Raw genomic sequence first — 17,518 nt, 5'->3', positions numbered from 1 at the left:
CCTCCCGGCCGGCCCTCCGGGACCGGCCGGGTCCGCACCCGCGGCTCCGGGGTCAGGAGGACTTGAGGGTGCCGCCGTCGATGACGTAGTCGGCGCCCATGATGGGGGCCGCGGCGTCGGACAGGAGGTAGACGATGAGGGCGGCGACCTCGTGGGGCTCGGTGAGGCGGCCCGTGGTGATGCCCGCGGCGCGCGGCAGGCGGGCCAGGAACTTCGCGGGGTCCGCGCCGACGGCGGCGGCCAGCTTTCCGCCGAATCCTTCCGGGTCCTCCCAGATCGCGGTGCGGACGACGCCCGGCGACACGGTGTTGACGCGCACGCCCCGCGGGCCGAACTCCTCGGCCAGCGACTTCCCGAACGCGGTCAGCGCCGCTTTCGCCGCGCTGTAGGCGGCGGGCCCGCCGGACGGCATCCGCGCGTTGATCGACGACACGTTGACGACCCGCCCGCCCCGTTCCAGCAGGCTCGGCAGCGCCGCCCGGGTGGCCCGCACGGCGCTCATCAGATTGAGGTCGAAGACCCGCCCCCACGCGTCGTCGTCGGCGTCGAGGAACCCGCCGGGCACCACGTCGTCGCCCGCCCCCACGTTGTTGACGAGCAGATCCACCCCGCCCATCACCTCGATCGCCCTGTCCACGAGCAGGGCGACCCCTTCCGCCGTGCCCAGATCCGCCGCGACGACCTCCGCCCCCGTGTCCGTCAGCTGCTTCGTGACCGTCCGCGTCCCACCGACGACCCGCACCCCTTCGGCGACCAGCGCCCGCACCGTCTCCAGCCCGATCCCCCGCCCGGCGCCGGTCACCACCGCCGTCCTGCCCGCCAACCCGAGTTCCACCTGCGGCCCGCCCTTCCCTGAGAGACGGCCAAGGCTAGCCTTCGCCCCGCCGCCGGCGATCGGCGGGGCGAAGCGGTCACATCCCCAGGGTCCGCCGCATGAACCAGAACAGGCCCATCGCCGAGACGCCCGCCGCGATGCCCCCGGTGGTGCGCAGGCCCGCCGCCGGGCGGTGCGTGCGCAGGTAGGCCAGGACCGGGAAGACGAGGGCGATGATCGCCAGCTGGGCGGCCTCGATGCCGACGTTGAAGACCAGCAGGGACCACAGGAGGGTCCACGACCACGCCTGCTGGATGCCCAGCGCGGACGCGAAGCCCAGGCCGTGGACGAGGCCGAAGCAGAAGACGACCGCGAGGCGCGTCCAGCCCGCCGCGTCGAGGCCGAGGCGTCCGGCGGCCTCCGGCGCGAGGTCCGCGGCGTGCGAGCGGTGCCGCCACAGCCGCCACAGGTGCCAGCCCGCGACGACCGAGATCGACAGGGCGATCACCGGCTCGACGAACCCGGCGGGCACCGCGACGACGCCCAGCGCGGCGAGCGCGAACGTCACCGAGTGGGCCAGCGTGAACGCCGTCGCCGCGAAGATCATCTCACGCACGCGCCGCGAGCCCGCGATGAGCGCCAGCAGGAACAGGATGTGGTCGAAGCCCAGGAGCAGGTGCTCGGCGCCGAGCCGGAAGAACTCCCAGAACCGCTGGAGCGGGGACTGCCGGGTGGAGAACGACGGGTGCTGCCCGTCGAGGGCCGCGCTGCCGGACGTCAGGTCGAGGTCGTAGGTGACGATCGTCTTGACGCCCTTGACGTACCCTTCGGCGTCCGGGAAGAGCCCGACGCGCACCTCGTGCGCCGAGGCGGCCTCCGGGCACCGGTAGCCGAGCGCCAGCCGCGCGTACGGCACGCCTTCCCGGCGCTCGATCGCGAATCCGCCGTCCGGGACCGCGGTGCACGCCGCGCCTTCGGCCGTGACCTTGAAGCGGTCCGCCACGTACGCGACGACGGAGGCCGCGTGCGCGTCGAGCGCCGCGGCCTGCTCCATCGGGTCACCGTTCTGGAACGCGCCGTCCCCGGCGCGGAAGAGCGCGTCGTCCTTCCCGGCGTCCGCGGCGGAGACGACGAGCAGGTCGTACTCCAGTCCGAGGTCCACCCGGACGCGCCCGGCCGCGGGCGCGGTGAGGTCGGCGTAGACGGTGGACGTGAACCCGTGCGCCGACACCGGACCGGCGGAGACCAGCACGAACGCCACCAGAGCGGTGACGACGGCGCCGACTCGTGCGGCGAATGACATGTGACTCCTTTGACACGGAAACGGAAGAAGCGGAGACGCCCTAGCCGTCGGCGTTCTCCTGCTCGGCGGCGGGCTCGCCGGGGGCGGGCTCGGCAGGGGCGTCGGCCGGCGCGCCCGGACGGCGGCGCAGGCGGGAGATCGCGAACGCGACCACCAGCAGGCAGACGACGGCGAGCAGCGGAGCCTGCCATGGCAGCGGCCACAGGTGCGTCGTGGCGCCGACCGCCTTGAGCGGGGCGATCGACCCCGAGGCGTCGGCCAGCAGCGGCGTCAGGGAGATCACCCCGGTCAGCCTGAGCGCGGGGGCGACGCCGCGGACCGTGACGCCGACCTTCCAGATCTCACCGGGCAGCAGCTGCGGCGAGTCCTCCACCTCGTCCGCGGCGACGGCGAACTTCCCGAAGGGCCCGGCCAGCGACACCTTCTGCCGCGCCGAGACGATCGCGTTGCCCGTGTTGCGGATCGTGTAGGTCACGACGGCATCGCCCTTGGCGAAAGGGGATCCGCCCGAATAGCGCACGTCGAGGTCCGTCACCGAAAGGCCGGGCTCCAGCGGTCCGCCGACCCGCAGCCGGATCCGGACGCCCCTGCGCTGTTCGGCGCCGCCGGACGGCGTCGGCGAGGCCACGATGCCGCCCAGGTAGTCCCCGGGCGCGGCGTCGTCGGGAACGTCGAGCGTGAACGGCACCTCGGCCGAGGCGTCCGGCGGGACCGTCACCTCGGACACGGCGCTCCGCGCCCACGCGCCGATCCCCTCCGCCGCCTCGTCCCGGCCGGCCAGGTCCAGCAGGCCGTCCCCCGCGGTGAACGCGTCGGCGGTGTACACCGCGAGGGTGAGGGGCGTGCTCCCCGGGTTGACGATCACCAGGCCGTCCTCCACCCGTCCGCCCGGATCGAGGCTGTAGGCGTAGTTCTGCCGGTCCGCGCCGAAGTCGTTGGACGCCGTCGCGACGTCCCAGGCGGCCTCGCCGTCCGCGGCGTGCGCGGGCGTCCCGGCGAGTCCGAGCAGGGCGAGCAGCGCCGCCGCGGCGGCTCGGACGAAGATTCCGGTGGTCGTGCGCGGTCTGCGCGGATGCATCTGGGGGTCCTCGGGCGGGGTCGGGAGCGGGGAAGGGAGGGGCGGGCGCCCTGGAGCGCCCGCCCGCAGCCGTCAGTGGAGCCAGGAGCTCTTCGGCTGGTCGTTCTTCTCGGGCTTGTCGTTCTTCCCGGGCTTGCCGTGGTGGCCCTTGTCGGCCTTGTAGGTGTGGATCACGACCTTGTCGACGACCGAGCCGACCGGCTTCGCCGCGGTGGCGCCGCTGTCAGGGCCGCACCAGTCGACCTTGCCCAGCTCGACGGCCGCGTTCGGGCCGGCGCAGGTGCCGCTGCGCAGGTTCTCGACGACGAGCTTGCCGTCGCGCACCCGCACCCGCACGTAGGTGCGGACGTGCTCCTGGTTCTCCACCGAGTTGGCCCAGTGGCTGTCCGGGTTCAGCGGGTCCGGGCCGTAGTCCGGGTCCGCGGTGGTGTCCGGCGCGGTGAGGTCGTAGTACTTCGAGCCGGAGGCGCTGTTGGCCGTCACGTAGATGACACCGCCGGGGCCCTGCTGCACCTTGGTGGCGCCGGGCTGCTCGTCGGGGTTCGCCTTCTGCCCGTTCTTGATCTCGTAGCTGCGCGAGTAGCTGTGGTCGTGGCCCTGCAGGACCAGGTCCACGCCGAGCTCGGAGAACGCCGTCGGGAAGTCCTGGCGGCGCTGCTTGTTGTCGCCGTCGTTGGCGTGGGCGGCCGGCGAGTAGATGGCGTGGTGGTAGACCAGCACGGTGTGCTCGGCCTTGGCGCCGTGCTTCTTGATGACGTCGGTGACGTAGGCGATGTGGGCCTCGTCGGAGCCGCTCGCGTAGGCGTTGCTGTTCAGGTCGATGAACAGGACGTCCTTGTAGGTGAACCAGTAGTCGCCGCCGGACCGGGTGGCCGCCGCGCCGTTGTAGTAGGCGGCGGAGCGGTCGGTGTTCGGGGTCCAGAAGTGCTGTTCGTAGGCCTTGCCGCCGACGTCGTGGTTGCCGATGGTGGCGGCCCACGGGTAGGAGCGCAGCCCGTCGGGCGCGAGGAACGCGTCCCACTGCGACTCGGTGTTGGCGGTCTCGACCTGGTCGCCGCCCGAGACGAGCAGCTCGGCGTGCGGGTTGGCCGCGAGCGAGACGGACACGGTGTCCGCCCAGCCTTCGCCGTCCTTCGCCGTGTTGCCCGACGCGCCGATCTGCGGGTCGCCATAGAACAGGAAGTCGAAGTTGCCGTCGAACCTCTGCGTCTGGAACTCGTAGGTCTGCGACCAGGCGCCCTCGGCGCCGACACGGTAGGAGTACCGCGTGTTCTGCTTCAGGCCGTCGATCGTGGCGTGGCCGTTGAAGCCGCCGTTGACGGTGTTCGCCGCGACCGTCGCCGGGAAGGTGACGGCGTTCGCGGGGAAGACGCCCTTGCGGATCTTCGAGGTGGGCACGACCTGGACGACCTGGGCCGTGCCGACCGAGGAGTACCAGGACACGACGCGCTGCGCCTCGTCGGCGCCCACGCCCAGCACGATGCCGGTGGACGTCGCGACGCCTTCGGCGCCGGCCGCGGTCGCGAAACCGCCGCCGAACACCACGGTGGCGCCGACCACCGCTGCGGCACCCACCGCCGCCATCCGGCGCACCGGCTTGGAGACCTGTGCGCTCTTGGGGAGCTTCATTCGTTTCCGATCACTCGTGGGTTTACAGAGCTTTGACACGTTTTCTGGGACAAGTGGATCAAAAGTGAACTCCAGGGAGATGGACCGTTCCATGACGCATAACTGCTGGTGGGGGGAGAGGTATCCGGAGCCCGATCCCTGAGAATCCGTCTGGATGCGGTAGGAATGAGCGCATTCGCCCGTCACCACGGAGGACCGCTCCATGCGCTCTCGACCCCTGTCCGCCGGCGTCCTGGCCGCCGCCGTCGCCGCCGCGCTCCTCGGCGGATGCGGGTCCGGCGACGCGTGGTCCGAGCCGCACGCCCTGCCCACCCCGGTCGGCACCCTCGGCCCCGGTTTCGTCGACCCGACCGCGCCGCCCTCGCCGGAGGCGACGGTCGCGCCGCGCCCCGGTTCCTGGGACGGCGTCCACCCGCCGGAGGACTACCGCGTGGTGCTGCTCACCAGCGGCGACGACGCCCCGACCGCCACCCTCGTCGACGCCGTGCGGACCTGGGCCGACGCGGAGGACGTCGACCTGCGGACCCTCACCGCCCACCGGTCCGACGACCTCGTCCCCCGCATCACCGACGCGCTCGGCATGCGCCCCGACCTCGTCATCAGCGCGGGCGACGCCCTCATCGACCCCCTCGCGCTCGTCAGCGCCAACCACCTGGACCAGCAGTTCCTCGTCGTCGGCGCCGAACTCGCCGAACCCACCGGCAACGTCACCGCCGCCGACTGGGCCGGCGCCTCCTTCCGCGGTGAAGGCCTCGGCGCCTCCTCCACCTACGACCCCGCCACCTTCACCCCCGCCCGCGCCGCCCAGGCCCTGCGCGCCGGCGTCGCCGCCGTCCTCACCGGCAACACCGGCATCGTCCTCTGGCTACCCTGACCCGCCGACCGTGACGGACATCCGACTGCCCCGTTCCCCCAGGAACGCGCACACCGCATCACCCCCACCGGGTACCGCGGCCGAGTGGCGACCTCAGGGTGAGGGCGCCGCCGCAGGGTTCCGGCGTGAGGTCGCGCACCGCCCAGAGTCGCGCACTGGAAGTCGGAGTTCCTCCATGGGATTTTGGAACTTCCGGCGGAACCGGGAGTTCGGAGACCACAACGGCCGACCCGACACCGGCTCCGAGTCCCGGGCTCTTCGCCGCCTACCCGACATAGGCGGAACCGAACCACCTCGGACGGCCGGTCCCGCCCCACGGGCGTTCTCACGCGCCCGTTCCGTTGGAGGAGAGCCATGTCCTGGAAGACGAAGCCGGCCGCGCTCGCCGCGGCCACCACCGCCGCGGTCGCCCTGACGGCGTCCTCCGCCCAGGCGAGCACCCCGTTCTCGGCCTCCGGCGGCACGGGCAACATGGTGATCCATCTCCCCGGCACCGCCAACATCACCTGCACCTCCACCCTCAGCGGCACCATGGCCACCGGCTCGTTCTCCGTCACCGCGGCGACCGCCACCGGATGCAACGTCACCGTCACCCCCCAGAACCTCCCCTGGAGCGGCGGCATCAACGGCAACACCATCACCATGTACTTCGCGATGAAGACCCTTGGCTGCACCTACTACGGCACCCTGACCGGCAGCTGGCCCCCCGCCGCCTTCGTCAGCCAGCACGTCAACGGCTCGGGCGGCATCCTGTGCGTCAGCGGTACCACCGTCGACGCCACCTACGCCTTCACACAGCCCTGACCCCCGGCTCAGCCGCCCACCGCCGAACTCACCCCGCACCACCGCCTCAGGACACCCTTCGGTAGGACCTCCTCGCATGACCCGCCCTGGAGTTTCGAGGCCGCCGCCCACCCCGCACGGGCGGAATCAGGACCCACGTCCCGCAAGATGAAGCCGACCGCGCTCGTCGCGGCTTCCGCAACGCAACGGGGACGGAACAAGATCGCTTACCGGCCCTTTCGATCTTGCCTGGAAAGGCTCGCGCCCCCGGTCAGGGTGGGAACCGGGGGCGCGTTCTTGCTGGTCAGGCTACCGAACGGGCAGACCGGTCACGGCGCGGCCGATGACGAGGCGCTGGATCTCGGAGGTGCCTTCGAAGATGGTGAAGATCTTGGAGTCGCGGTGCATGCGCTCTACGGGGTAGTCGCGGGTGTAGCCGTTGCCGCCGAGGATCTGGATGGCTTCTTCGGTGACGCGGACGGCGGTCTCGGAGGCGTGGAGCTTGGCCATGGAGCCTTCGGCGTTGTGGAAGGGGACGCCTTGGCGGGCCATCCAGGAGGCGCGCCAGATCAGGAGGCGGCTCGCGTCGATGCGGACCTTCATGTCGGCGAGCTTGAAGGCGATGGCCTGGAAGTCGCCGATCTTCTTGCCGAACTGCTCGCGCTCGCGGGAATAGTCGAGGGCGTAGTCGTAGGCGGCGCGGGCGACGCCGAGTGCCATCGCGCCGACGGTGGGGCGGGTGGTCTCGAAGGTCTTCATGGCGGCCTGGCCGCCGGCCTTGGCGCCCTCGCGGGTGCGGGCGACGCGGGCGTCGAACTTCTCCTTGCCGCCGATGAGGAGGCGGCTCGGGATGCGCACGTTGTCGAGGATGACCTCGGCGGTGTGCGAGGCGCGGATGCCGTGCTTCTTGAACTTCTGGCCCTGGGAGAAGCCCGGGGTGTTCGGCGGGATGATGAAGGACGCCTGGCCGCGCGAGCCGAGCTCGGGGTAGACCGAGGCGACGACGATGTGGACCTCGGCGATGCCCCCGTTGGTCGCCCAGGTCTTGGTGCCGTTCAGGACCCACTCGTCGGAGGCCTCGTCGTAGACGGCCCTGCAGCGGATCGAGCCGACGTCGGAGCCCGCGCCGGGCTCGGAGGCGCAGAACGCGCCGAGCTTGACGTCGTCGGGGGTGCCGAACATCTGCGGCGCCCACTCGGCGATCTGCTCGGGGGTGCCGGTCGCGGCGAGGGACGCGGCGGCCAGGCCGGTGCCGGTGATCGCGAGGGCGATGCCGGCGTCGCCCCAGTAGAGCTCCTCGAACGTCACGGGGATGCCGAGCCCGGAGTCCTCGAAGGACTGGGTGGCGAAGAAGTCCAGGGAGTACAGGCCGATCTTGGCGGCCTCCTGGATGATCGGCCAGGGAGTCTCCTCCCGCTCGTCCCACTCCTCGGCCGCGGGCCGGATGACGTCGCGGGCGAACTCGTGGCACCAGGCCTGGGCGTCCCGGACATCCTCGGTGAGCTCAAGGGAGAAGCTCTTCGCTGCGTCGGACATGGTGTAGGTCCCCTAGGAATTAGCCGTCCAGTGAATGTGTTACCCACGGTAGCACCCAAGGGTTACCCGCGAGTAGGCCAAGGGCGCGGCCGAAATCAGCCCGTGACCGGACTCACAGTGCGTCCTCGAGGGTGGTGAAAGCGAACGGCCCGCCCACCTGCGTGGACGGGCCGCGGCGAAGCGGGAGGGATCAGCGCCGGGCGGTCAGCGCGTACTCCTCGATCTCGATCATCGGCGGGCGCTCCCCCACCGAGGCGTCCCGGTCGGACGGGAGGTGGCCCGTCTCATCCCGCCGGAACTGGGTGAGGGTGGGCGAGGGAGCCGACAGCGGCATCATCAGGCCGTGCCGGTCGAGCCGCGACCACGCGGTCTGCAGGATCTGCGCGGACATCGCCGCCAGGACGTCGGTCGGCTGGTGGGAGTGCTCCCGGACGCCGAGGTCCACCTGGGCGAGCGCGTCGAGGCCGACGAGTTCGTAGGCGTCGAGCAGGAGCCCGAGTTCCACGCCGTAGCCGGTGACGAAGGGCAGCCGCTCCAGCAGCGAGCGGCGTCCGGCGTACTCGCCGCCGAGCGGCTGGACGACGCCGGCGAGCATCGGCCAGTGCAGGTTGAGCAGCGGCCTCGCGACGAGTTCGGTGACGCGTCCGCCGCCCGCGAAGGACTCTTCGGCGCCGTTGTAGGGACGGTCGTAGCACGCTTTCACGTAGGAGACCGAGGGATCGGACAGCAGCGGCCCGAGAAGGCCGGTCACGAAGGAGGACGAGAAGTTCAGCAGGTCGGCGTCGACGAAGACCACGAGGTCTCCCGACGTGACGGCCAGCGACTTCCACAGCGCCTCGCCTTTGCCGGACAGGCACGGCAGTTTGGGCAGAATGGAATCCTGGGCGAAGACCTTCGCCCCGGCCGCGGCGGCGATCGCCGCGGTGTCGTCGGCGGAACGGGAGTCGATCACGACGATCTCGTCCACCAACGGGGCCCGCTCGACGAGATCGCGGCGGATCGCCGCCACGATCGTCCCCACGGTGTCCTGCTCGTCGCGCGCGGGCAGCACGACGCTCACCGTGGTCGAGCCCTTCAAGCCAAGCAGGGTTTCGACCGGCCAGTCCGCGGCGGAGCCGGACCGGCGGCGGAGCCAGTCCGAAGCTTCTGCGAGCACAGCACCCTCCTCTCCTGAAAAGGAACACCGCGGGCATCCCCGATCATCCACCCGCATATACGGAGGCTGGCAGACCGACCCCTGAACTTAACCGGCCGAAACATGGTGTTCACAGGCGGGGTCGGGCCGCGTGAAGTGGAACGATCCGTTCGCTCCGGTAGGTTCCGGGCCTTCGAAGGGGTGCCGTGGATCACCTCTCGCCGTGGATCCCGCTGTGGATCATGCTGGGGATCACTCCGTGCTGTGCTTGTCGAGGAACATGTAGACGTCCGCCTCGTCCACGCCGGGGAAGGCGCCGGGCGGCAGGACCGAGAGCACGTGGGAGTGCGCCCTGGCCGACGGCCAGACCTGCCCCTCCCAGCGCTGGGCGAGGTCGGCCGGGGGGAGCCGGCAGCAGTCTCCGTCGGGGCAGGAGGACTTGACCCGGTTGGGGGTCTCGCGGCCGCGGAACCAGCGGGAGTCCTCGAACCTGACGCCCAGGGTGATCGCGAAGTCCCGCTCATGGCTCGGGTCGATGTGCGAGAGGCACCAGTACGTCCCGGTGGGGGTGTCGGTGTACTGGTAGAAGACCGAGAAGCGGTCGTCGCTGTTGAAGACCCGGCGGCCGCCCCACTGACGGCACATGCGCTGGCCCTCGATCGCGCCGTCCTCGTCTGCGGGGAAGACCAGGCCGTCGGTGGCGTATGCCTTGTAGATGGTGCCGCTCTCGTCGTTCTTGGTGAAGTGGCAGCGCAGGTCGAGGTGCTCGGTGGCGATGTTGGTGAACCGGTGGGCGGCCATCTCGTAGGAGACGGAGAAGATGTCGGCGAGGTCCTCCACCGACAGCTCCCGGTTGGCCTTGGCGTCCTGGAGGTAGGGGACGACGGTCGTCTCGGGGATCAGGGTGGCCGCAGCGAAGTAGTTGGCTTCCACGCGCTGGCGCAGGAAGTCGGCGAAGTCGCGGGGCACCGAGTGGCCGAGCGCCACGTGGCCGAGGGTCTGGAGCAGGATCGTCCGCGGGGTGTGCATGCCCAGCTGCTCGCGCTCCAGGTAGATCCGCCGGTTGCGCTGGTCGGTGATCGACCTGACGGACCGGGGAAGGTCCTGCACGTACCGCAGGGAGTACCCGAAGTGCTGGACGAGGGACATCAGCATGCCCTGGGACAGCGCGCCCGACTTGTACCCGACGGAGTCGAGGGTGCGCCGGGCCACCTGCTCGATGTCGCCGAAGTAGTTGCCCCGGTCGTGCATCTTGCGGCGCAGCTCGGCGTTGGCGATCCGGGCCTCCTCGGGGGAGGCCGTCGGCTTGGTCCGGGAGCGCTTGAGCTCGTCGTAGAGGCCGAGCAGGTGCTCCAGGACGTCGTTGGGGAGCCGCTTGGACGCCTTGAGGTAGGGCAGCCCGAGCGAGGTGTAGATCGGGTCCCGCTGGGCCTCCTCGAGGGCGATCTCGAGCTGCGCGCGGCGCGACGGGGCCTCTCTCTGGAGAAGTTCCTCGACCGGCACCGCGAGGGCGTGCGCGAGGGACTGGAGCAGCGAGAGCTTCGGTTCCCGCTTGCCGTTCTCCAGCAGGGAGAGCTGGGACGGCGCGCGGCCGACTCGTTCGCCCAGCTCAGAGAGGGTAAGACCACGCTGACGGCGGAGGTGTCGGAGACGCTGCCCGAACACGGAAAGGTCTACACCACTCGACAAGTTCAACGATTCTTCGCTTCGCAAGGTCGCCACGGCTTGATAGTAGCGCAAAAACCGCAGAACTTTCTGTTACTTCCTAGTAGAACCTTGATGTCAAGAGACGCACACTCAGAGACATAGCACCCAGGGGACGACAAACGAGGGAGCAAGACAATGACTGAGGGTCGCCTCAAGGGCGCAGCGCAAGAGCTGCAGAACGCCTGGAACACCGACGAGCGCTGGAACGGCATCGAGCGGACCTACACGGCCGAGGACGTCGTCAAGCTGCGCGGCTCCGTCCAGGAGGAGCACACCCTGGCCCGGCTCGGCGCCGAGCGCCTGTGGAAGCTCCTGCACGAGGAGGACTACGTCCACGCCCTCGGCGCGCTGACCGGCAACCAGGCCGTCCAGCAGATCAAGGCGGGCCTCAAGGCCATCTACCTGTCGGGGTGGCAGGTCGCGGGTGACGCCAACCTGTCCGGCCAGACCTACCCGGACCAGTCGATCTACCCGGCCAACTCGGTGCCCGCGGTCGTCCGCCGGATCAACAACGCGCTGCTGCGCGCCGACCAGATCACCTGGTCCGAGGGCCTCGAGGACGCGCCGCACTGGCTCGCCCCGATCGTGGCCGACGCCGAGGCCGGCTTCGGCGGCGTGCTCAACGCCTACGAGCTGATGAAGGGCATGATCGCCTCCGGCGCCGCGGGCGTCCACTGGGAGGACCAGCTCGCCTCCGAGAAGAAGTGCGGCCACCTGGGCGGCAAGGTCCTCATCCCGACCGGCCAGCACATCAAGACCCTCAACTCGGCCCGTCTCGCGGCCGACGTCTCGGGCGTCCCGACCCTGGTGATCGCGCGGACCGACGCCGAGGCCGCGACCCTCATCACCACCGACGTGGACGAGCGCGACCGCCCCTTCATCACGGGCGAGCGCACCGCCGAGGGCTTCTACCGGGTCCGCAACGGCGTCGAGCCCTGCATCGCCCGCGCCCTGGCCTACGCGCCTTACTCCGACCTCATCTGGATGGAGACCGGCACCCCGGACCTGGAGCTGGCCCGCAAGTTCGCCGAGGCCGTCAAGGCCGAGCACCCGGACCAGATGCTGGCCTACAACTGCTCGCCTTCCTTCAACTGGAAGAAGCACCTGGACGACGCGACCATCGCCAAGTTCCAGCGCGAGCTCGGCCACATGGGCTTCAAGTTCCAGTTCATCACGCTGGCCGGCTTCCACGCGCTCAACTACTCGATGTTCGACCTGGCGCACGGCTACGCCCGCGAGGGCATGACCGCCTACGTCGACCTTCAGGAGCGCGAGTTCGCCAGCGAGGCGCGCGGCTACACCGCGACCAAGCACCAGCGCGAGGTCGGCACCGGCTACTTCGACCTGGTCTCCACCGCGATCAGCCCGAACTCGTCGACCACGGCCTACAAGGACTCCACCGAGTCGGAGCAGTTCCACTAGGCCCATCTGAAGCCGTCCCCAGGGCCCACCCTCCCGGGGACGGCACACCCGACACGCGCGGCCACTCCCCCTCCGCCGCGCGCGTCCCCTGAGAGGGGCCCTTCCGGACCGTGCATCCGGGAGGGCCCCTCGACTATGTTCGAAGGTCTGCGCCCCGCGAGCCCGTGTCCCGAGGGAGCCCATGACCTACGCGCTGGTGTGCTGGTTCTCCTTCCGCCGGAACGCCTCCTACCGGCTGGCGGCCCTCGGCGAGGCCGTCTCCAACACCCTTTTCGGCTTCATCCGGGCCTATCTCCTCATCGCCCTGTGGGAGTACCGCCCCCACCTCGGCGGCTACACCGTCATCGACGCGATCACCTTCTGCTTCCTCACGCAGGCGCTCATCGGACCCGTCAAGATCTTCGGCGGGCTCGACCTGACCGAGCGCGTGCGCACCGGGGACGTCGCCATCGACCTGCACCGGCCCGCCGACCTCCAGCTGTGGTGGCTCGCCGACGACCTGGGGCGCGCCGCGTTCACGCTCCTCGCCCGGGGCCTGCCGCCGATGGCCGCGGGCCTGCTGGCCTTCGGGATCGTCCTGCCGGGCGGCCCCGGCCGGTGGGCGGCGTTCCTCGGCTCGGTCGTGCTGGCCGTCACGGTGAGCTTCGCGCTGCGGTACCTCGTGGCCCTCGCCGTCTTCTGGATCCATGACGCCCGGGGCATCGAGGGGCTGTCGCTGGTCTGCTCGCTGTTCTTCTCCGGGATGATCCTCCCCCTCGTCGTCTTCCCCGGCCTGCTCGGCGACGTGGCGAACGCGCTGCCCTGGGCCGCGCTCGTCCAGGTGCCCGCCGACGTCTACCTCGGCAAGCACCAGGGCTGGGATCTCGCCGGGGCGTACGCCTTCCAGGCGGCCTGGGCCGCGGCGCTGCTGGGCCTCGGGCGGGTGCTGACCGGGGCGGCCCACCGGAAGCTGGTGATCCAGGGTGGTTAGGACGTGGGGGCTGCTCGCCTGGACCTGGGTCCGCGCCGCCGCCCAGTACCCCGTCACGCTCGTCGCGATGATCGGCGGCGCGGCCGTCAGCACCTCGCTCGACCTCGTCGCGATCGTCATCCTGTTCACCCACATGCCCGTGCTCGGCGGGCTCTCCGCGGCCGAGGCGGGCTTCCTGTACGGGGCGTGCCAGCTCTCGTTCACGTTCAGCGACCTCGCCGTCGGGTCGGCCGACCGGCTCGGCACGCACATCCGGGCCGGATCGCTCGACACGATGCTGATCCGGCCGGTCGGGCCGCTCGTCCAGCTCGCCACCGAGGACTTCTCGCCGCGCAAGCTCGGCAGGCTGCTCCCGTCGGCGACGGTACTGGGGTGGAGCCTCGCGCGGCTCGACCTCGCGCCGTCGGACGTGGCCCTGACCGTGCTCATGATCATCAACGGGGCGGTGCTGTTCGGGGCGCTGTGGGTGCTGGCCTCGGCCGTGCAGTTCGTCCTGGTCAACGGGCACGAGGCGACCAAGGCCGTCACCTGGGGCGGGGTCTTCATGGCCCAGCACCCGATGTCGCTGTACGGGCGGGACTTCATGCGGGCGCTGACGTTCACCGTCCCGCTGGCGTTCGTGAACTGGCAGCCGTCGCTGTACATCCTCGGCCGGACCGATCCGCTGGGGCTGCCGGTGTTCGTCAGGTTCCTCGGGCCGGTCGTCACCGCGGCGCTGTGCCTGGCGGCGGCCCTGGCCTGGCGGGCGGGCCTGCGCCGGTACACCTCGACGGGCAGCTGACGGACGGACGCACCGTGATCACAGAGCAAAATGTGCGACCTGTGTCAAATCGGCTTGATTAGGGCTGTTTAGCCGCTAAAGAGCCCTATGACCTGCCAAATCCTTCACCGCGCAACATCTGGGCCTAGATCCCGATCTTGGCCTAGTCCGGCCAACCCCGACGGCGGCTGTGGTGCCCGGGAGAAGATGAGGGCACCATGTGCCTCGGACAGGCACGCCATCGATCCGAGAATGTCCCTTTCGTGCCCATAGTCTTCTTGTGCATAGATCCTTTGACGAACGGTGGGAACTGCCCCGCATTGTTCGTCGACCCTACGAGCGGCGACCTCCTGTTCCAGGGGGACGAAGAGACCGACGTCGAGACCCGCGCCCAGACGGCCAGACACAGCCCGATGGGCGAGCGCGAGACGATGGTCCGCATCCCGGCCCGGATGCGGAAGCTGATCCTGGAGGCCCTGAGTGCAGTCGAAAACGGCGATCCCGTCCACTGACGCGCGCCGGGCGCCGTCCCTCGCGTCCGTGTGAGCCGGTGAGCCCGCGATGCCGCAGCGCCCCTCCCCCTACCCCCCCGCTCAGGCGGCCCGCCAGGCGCTGGCCGACCGGCTGCGGGAGATCCGCCTGGACGCCGGGCTGACCGCCGTCGCGCTCGCCACCGCCGCGGGCTGGGACCGCACCCGGGTCTCCAAGATCGAGCACGGCGTGCGCGCGGCCACCCCCGAGGTGATCCGCATCTGGTGCCGGGCCTGCGCCGCCGAGGAGCGGGTCGAGGACCTGCTCGCCGAGCTGCGCACCGCCGAGGGCGTGTACGTCGAGTGGAAGCGCACCCAGCGCGCCGGCCTGCGCCGCCTCCAGATCGCCAAGGTCCCGCTGTACGAGCGGACAGGGCACCTGCGCGTCTACGCCTCCCAGGTGATCCCGGGCATGCTCCAGACCCGCGGGTACGCCGCGGCCCTGCTCACCTCCATCACCGAGCGGTTCGGCACGCCCGACGACGTCGCCCAGGCCGTCGAGGCCCGGCTGGCCCGCCAGCGGGTGATGCGCGCGCCGGGGCACACGTACACGTTCGTCCTGGAGGAAGCGGTCCTGTACTACGGGCACGGCGGCCCCGCGGCGATGCGCGAGCAGCTCGACAGGCTCCTCGACGTGGTCGGCATGCCCCGGGTCGCGGTGCTGGTCATCCCGATGAACGCCGACCGGGCCAGGCAGTGGGTGCTGGAGACCTTCATCCTCTACGACGCCGACCGGGTGGACGTGGAGCTGCTGTCGGCGGAGGTCGCGGTGACGACCCCGACCGAGGTCGCCCGTTATGAGGCGGCTTTCACCGATCTGGGCGCGATCGCCGTCCGGGACGAGGAGGCGCGGGCACTCATCGCGCGGGCGCGGGACAGTCTCGGCTGAAGTGGGGGGCCACACTTCGCCACACCCCCTCCGTAACGAAACGCCCAAAACCTAACGTTCTGGGTAATGCAGACATGCGCCGGAGAGGAGCCCCCCGTGCCCGACGCGCCCACCGCCCGCAGAGCCGCCCCCGGCGACATGGGGCTGCCCCGCCGCGCGGCCCTGGAGCACCTCGCCACCCTCCTCCGCCGCCGCGGCTTCACCGTCCGCACGGCCCACTGGCACCTCACCGCCGCCCTCGACGAGGGCGCCCCCGTCGAGGTCTGGTGCCACACCCGCCCCGAAGACTCCGGCCGCCTCTGGTTCACCCACCCCGGCGGCACCCCCATCTCCCCCGCCGACGCGCCCGGCGCGACCGCCCTGGAAGTCCACAGGCGGGCCACCGCCCCCTGACCCCCGCGCGAAAGCCGTGGACGCCGGACGGCCCGGGTGGCAGGCTCGGAGGTTCGGACGGGGAGGGGCCATGATCCGGCTGGACGGGGTGACGAAGGCGTTCCCGGTTTACACGAAGAAGGGGTTCCTGCGGCGGGACAGGAGCGTGGTGACGGCCGTCGCGGAGATGTCGTTCGAGGTGGGGGCCGGGGAGTTCGTCGGATATCTGGGGCCCAACGGGGCGGGCAAGAGCACGACGATCAAGATGCTCACGGGCATCCTGACGGCGTCGTCGGGCGAGGTGCGGGTGGCCGGGCTGGATCCGGCGCGGCGGCGCACGGAGCTGGCGCGGCGGATCGGGGTGGTGTTCGGGCAGCGGACGACGCTCTGGTGGGATCTGCCGCTCCGGGACAGCTTCGCCCTGATCCGGCACCTTTACAAAGTAGATGAGGGGCGGTTCCGGAGCAGGCTCGGGGAGCTGACCGAGCTGCTGGAGCTCGGGCCGTTCCTCGCCACGCCCGTCCGGCAGCTCAGCCTCGGCCAGCGGATGCGGGGCGATCTCACCGCGGCGCTCCTGCACTCCCCCGAGCTCCTCGTCCTCGACGAGCCCACGATCGGCCTCGACGTGGTGAGCAAGGCGACCGTCCGGGACTTCCTCGCCAGGATCAACGCCGAGGAGGGCACGACGGTCCTGCTCACCACGCACGACCTCGGCGACATCGAGCGGCTGTGCCGCCGCGTCATGGTCATCGACCACGGCCGCCTCGCCTTCGACGGCACCCTCGACGCCCTGCGCGCGACCGCGCCCGCCGACCGCACCCTCGTGGTCGACCTCGCCTCGGCCGCCCCGGCGCCCGTCCCGCCGCCCGGGATCCGGCTGATCAAGCGCGAGGGCCCCCGGATGTGGCTGGCGATCCCGCCGGACGTCAACGCGGCCTCCGTCGTCGCCTCGGTCGCGGGCGCCCACGACGTGGTCGACATCGCGCTGCGCGAACCCGACATCGAGGACGTCGTCACCCGCCTGTACAGCCGGGGCCCCGCCCTGGACGGCTAGGCGGCGCCACCGGAGATGCCGGTGCAGACCAGATCGGTGACGAGGTCGATGGCCGCGTCGGCCGGGAGGCGGGTCTCCTCGGGCTGGGTGAGCCAGACCGCGTGGTACTCGGTCACCAGGGCCATCATGGCGCGCGCGAGGTCCTCGGGCGGGCCTGGGAGGGTCCGCCCGGCGGCCGAGACGTAGGCGAAGTGCCCGGCGAGGTCGGCGGCGAGCGGCGCCATGAGCTCGAACAGCCGCCGCGCGAACCGCTCGTCGACCAGCGACGCCTGGCGCAGCGCGGTCATGACCGGCGCGTGCGCCGTGGTGAAGGACCACGACTGGGCCACGTGCCAGCGGACCGCGGCCCGCGAGGTGAAGTCGGGACTGTGCGCGACGTCCATGATCACGTCGCGGTCGCCCTGGTCCATCAGGTCCCGGAGCAGCGCCTCGAGCAGCTGCTCCTTGCCCTCGAAGTGGCTGTAGAACGAGCCGGCCGACCGGCCCGCCTCCGCGGTGATGTCCGTGATCTTCGCGTTCAGGTAGCCGACCCGCGCGAACACCCGCACGGCCGCCTCCTTCAGCGCGGTCTCGGTCTGCGCTGCGCGCAGTTTGCGCACCCCGCCTTCGGTCGCGTTCGCGGCCACGCTCCCACCTCCTTGCGCAAGACGCTAGCACCGAGC

Annotated in this window: 17 protein-coding genes; 9 read left to right on the top strand and 8 right to left on the bottom strand. The window is 71.1% G+C overall.

Translation table 11 applies throughout. The features are described from left to right. Positions 1 to 52: 52 nt before the first annotated feature. From EDD29_RS08690 to EDD29_RS08675, 4 genes are all read right to left on the bottom strand, one after another. Entirely contained in the window at positions 53 to 835 is a 783-nt protein-coding gene (locus EDD29_RS08690; protein ID WP_123663893.1) for an SDR family oxidoreductase, read from the bottom strand. Between the two features lie 76 nt (positions 836 to 911). Beyond that, positions 912 to 2,117, bottom strand: a complete 1,206-nt coding sequence (locus EDD29_RS08685; protein ID WP_123663892.1) for a HupE/UreJ family protein — start codon at positions 2,115 to 2,117, stop codon at positions 912 to 914. A 40-nt stretch (positions 2,118 to 2,157) separates the two neighbouring features. Further along, complete coding sequence (locus tag EDD29_RS08680; protein WP_123663891.1) at positions 2,158 to 3,195, bottom strand: WxL protein peptidoglycan domain-containing protein; 1,038 nt, start codon at positions 3,193 to 3,195, stop codon at positions 2,158 to 2,160. Positions 3,196 to 3,267: 72 nt separating this feature from the next. Beyond that, positions 3,268 to 4,824: a purple acid phosphatase family protein gene (locus tag EDD29_RS08675; protein ID WP_211359605.1), complete on the bottom strand. Its 1,557-nt coding sequence runs from the start codon at positions 4,822 to 4,824 to the stop codon at positions 3,268 to 3,270. Between the two features lie 202 nt (positions 4,825 to 5,026). On the opposite strand from EDD29_RS08675, the gene EDD29_RS08670 reads away from it, so the two are divergent. Then, positions 5,027 to 5,698, top strand: a complete 672-nt coding sequence (locus EDD29_RS08670; protein ID WP_123663890.1) for a type 1 periplasmic-binding domain-containing protein — start codon at positions 5,027 to 5,029, stop codon at positions 5,696 to 5,698. Between the two features lie 354 nt (positions 5,699 to 6,052). After that, complete coding sequence (locus tag EDD29_RS08665) at positions 6,053 to 6,502, top strand: hypothetical protein (protein WP_123663889.1); 450 nt, start codon at positions 6,053 to 6,055, stop codon at positions 6,500 to 6,502. A gap of 288 nt (positions 6,503 to 6,790) precedes the next feature. Here EDD29_RS08665 and EDD29_RS08660 read toward each other — a convergent pair whose 3' ends face one another. The 3 genes from EDD29_RS08660 to EDD29_RS08650 all read right to left on the bottom strand — a co-directional run bounded on the left by EDD29_RS08660 (position 6,791) and on the right by EDD29_RS08650 (position 10,817). Further along, the gene (locus EDD29_RS08660) at positions 6,791 to 8,017 is read right to left on the bottom strand and encodes an acyl-CoA dehydrogenase family protein (protein ID WP_123663888.1); all 1,227 of its coding nucleotides are present in this window, start codon (positions 8,015 to 8,017) and stop codon (positions 6,791 to 6,793) included. Between the two features lie 190 nt (positions 8,018 to 8,207). Next, entirely contained in the window at positions 8,208 to 9,173 is a 966-nt protein-coding gene (locus tag EDD29_RS08655; protein WP_246052622.1) for a glucosyl-3-phosphoglycerate synthase, read from the bottom strand. Positions 9,174 to 9,404: 231 nt separating this feature from the next. Next, entirely contained in the window at positions 9,405 to 10,817 is a 1,413-nt protein-coding gene (locus EDD29_RS08650) for a helix-turn-helix domain-containing protein (protein ID WP_425454959.1), read from the bottom strand. A gap of 177 nt (positions 10,818 to 10,994) precedes the next feature. Between EDD29_RS08650 and aceA the strand changes: the two genes are divergently transcribed. The 7 genes from aceA (at position 10,995) to EDD29_RS08615 (ending at position 16,856) form a co-directional block, all read left to right on the top strand. Then, complete coding sequence (gene aceA / locus EDD29_RS08645; protein WP_123663885.1) at positions 10,995 to 12,281, top strand: isocitrate lyase; 1,287 nt, start codon at positions 10,995 to 10,997, stop codon at positions 12,279 to 12,281. A gap of 181 nt (positions 12,282 to 12,462) precedes the next feature. Next, entirely contained in the window at positions 12,463 to 13,251 is a 789-nt protein-coding gene (locus EDD29_RS08640) for an ABC transporter permease (RefSeq protein ID WP_123663884.1), read from the top strand. Next, the gene (locus tag EDD29_RS08635) at positions 13,244 to 14,032 is read left to right on the top strand and encodes an ABC transporter permease (protein WP_246052620.1); all 789 of its coding nucleotides are present in this window, start codon (positions 13,244 to 13,246) and stop codon (positions 14,030 to 14,032) included. The genes EDD29_RS08640 and EDD29_RS08635 overlap by 8 nt, the downstream gene beginning before the upstream one ends. Positions 14,033 to 14,331: 299 nt before the next feature. Continuing rightward, complete coding sequence (locus EDD29_RS08630) at positions 14,332 to 14,523, top strand: hypothetical protein (RefSeq protein WP_123663883.1); 192 nt, start codon at positions 14,332 to 14,334, stop codon at positions 14,521 to 14,523. Positions 14,524 to 14,572: 49 nt separating this feature from the next. Next, a complete protein-coding gene (locus EDD29_RS08625; protein WP_123663882.1) occupies positions 14,573 to 15,430 on the top strand; it encodes a DUF5753 domain-containing protein in 858 nt (285 codons plus the stop codon). A 96-nt stretch (positions 15,431 to 15,526) separates the two neighbouring features. After that, positions 15,527 to 15,823, top strand: a complete 297-nt coding sequence (locus tag EDD29_RS08620; RefSeq protein ID WP_123663881.1) for a hypothetical protein — start codon at positions 15,527 to 15,529, stop codon at positions 15,821 to 15,823. A 70-nt stretch (positions 15,824 to 15,893) separates the two neighbouring features. Beyond that, entirely contained in the window at positions 15,894 to 16,856 is a 963-nt protein-coding gene (locus EDD29_RS08615; protein ID WP_123663880.1) for an ABC transporter ATP-binding protein, read from the top strand. On the opposite strand, the gene EDD29_RS08610 is transcribed toward EDD29_RS08615, so the two are convergent. Next, entirely contained in the window at positions 16,853 to 17,482 is a 630-nt protein-coding gene (locus EDD29_RS08610) for a TetR/AcrR family transcriptional regulator (RefSeq protein WP_211359604.1), read from the bottom strand. The genes EDD29_RS08615 and EDD29_RS08610 overlap by 4 nt on opposite strands. Positions 17,483 to 17,518 lie beyond the last annotated feature (36 nt).

The sequence above is a fragment of the Actinocorallia herbida genome (assembly GCF_003751225.1).
Taxonomy (GTDB): Bacteria; Actinomycetota; Actinomycetes; order Streptosporangiales; family Streptosporangiaceae; genus Actinocorallia; species Actinocorallia herbida.
Note: the sequence above shows the minus strand (reverse complement) of the source record. Positions and strands in the feature narration are given on the sequence as shown.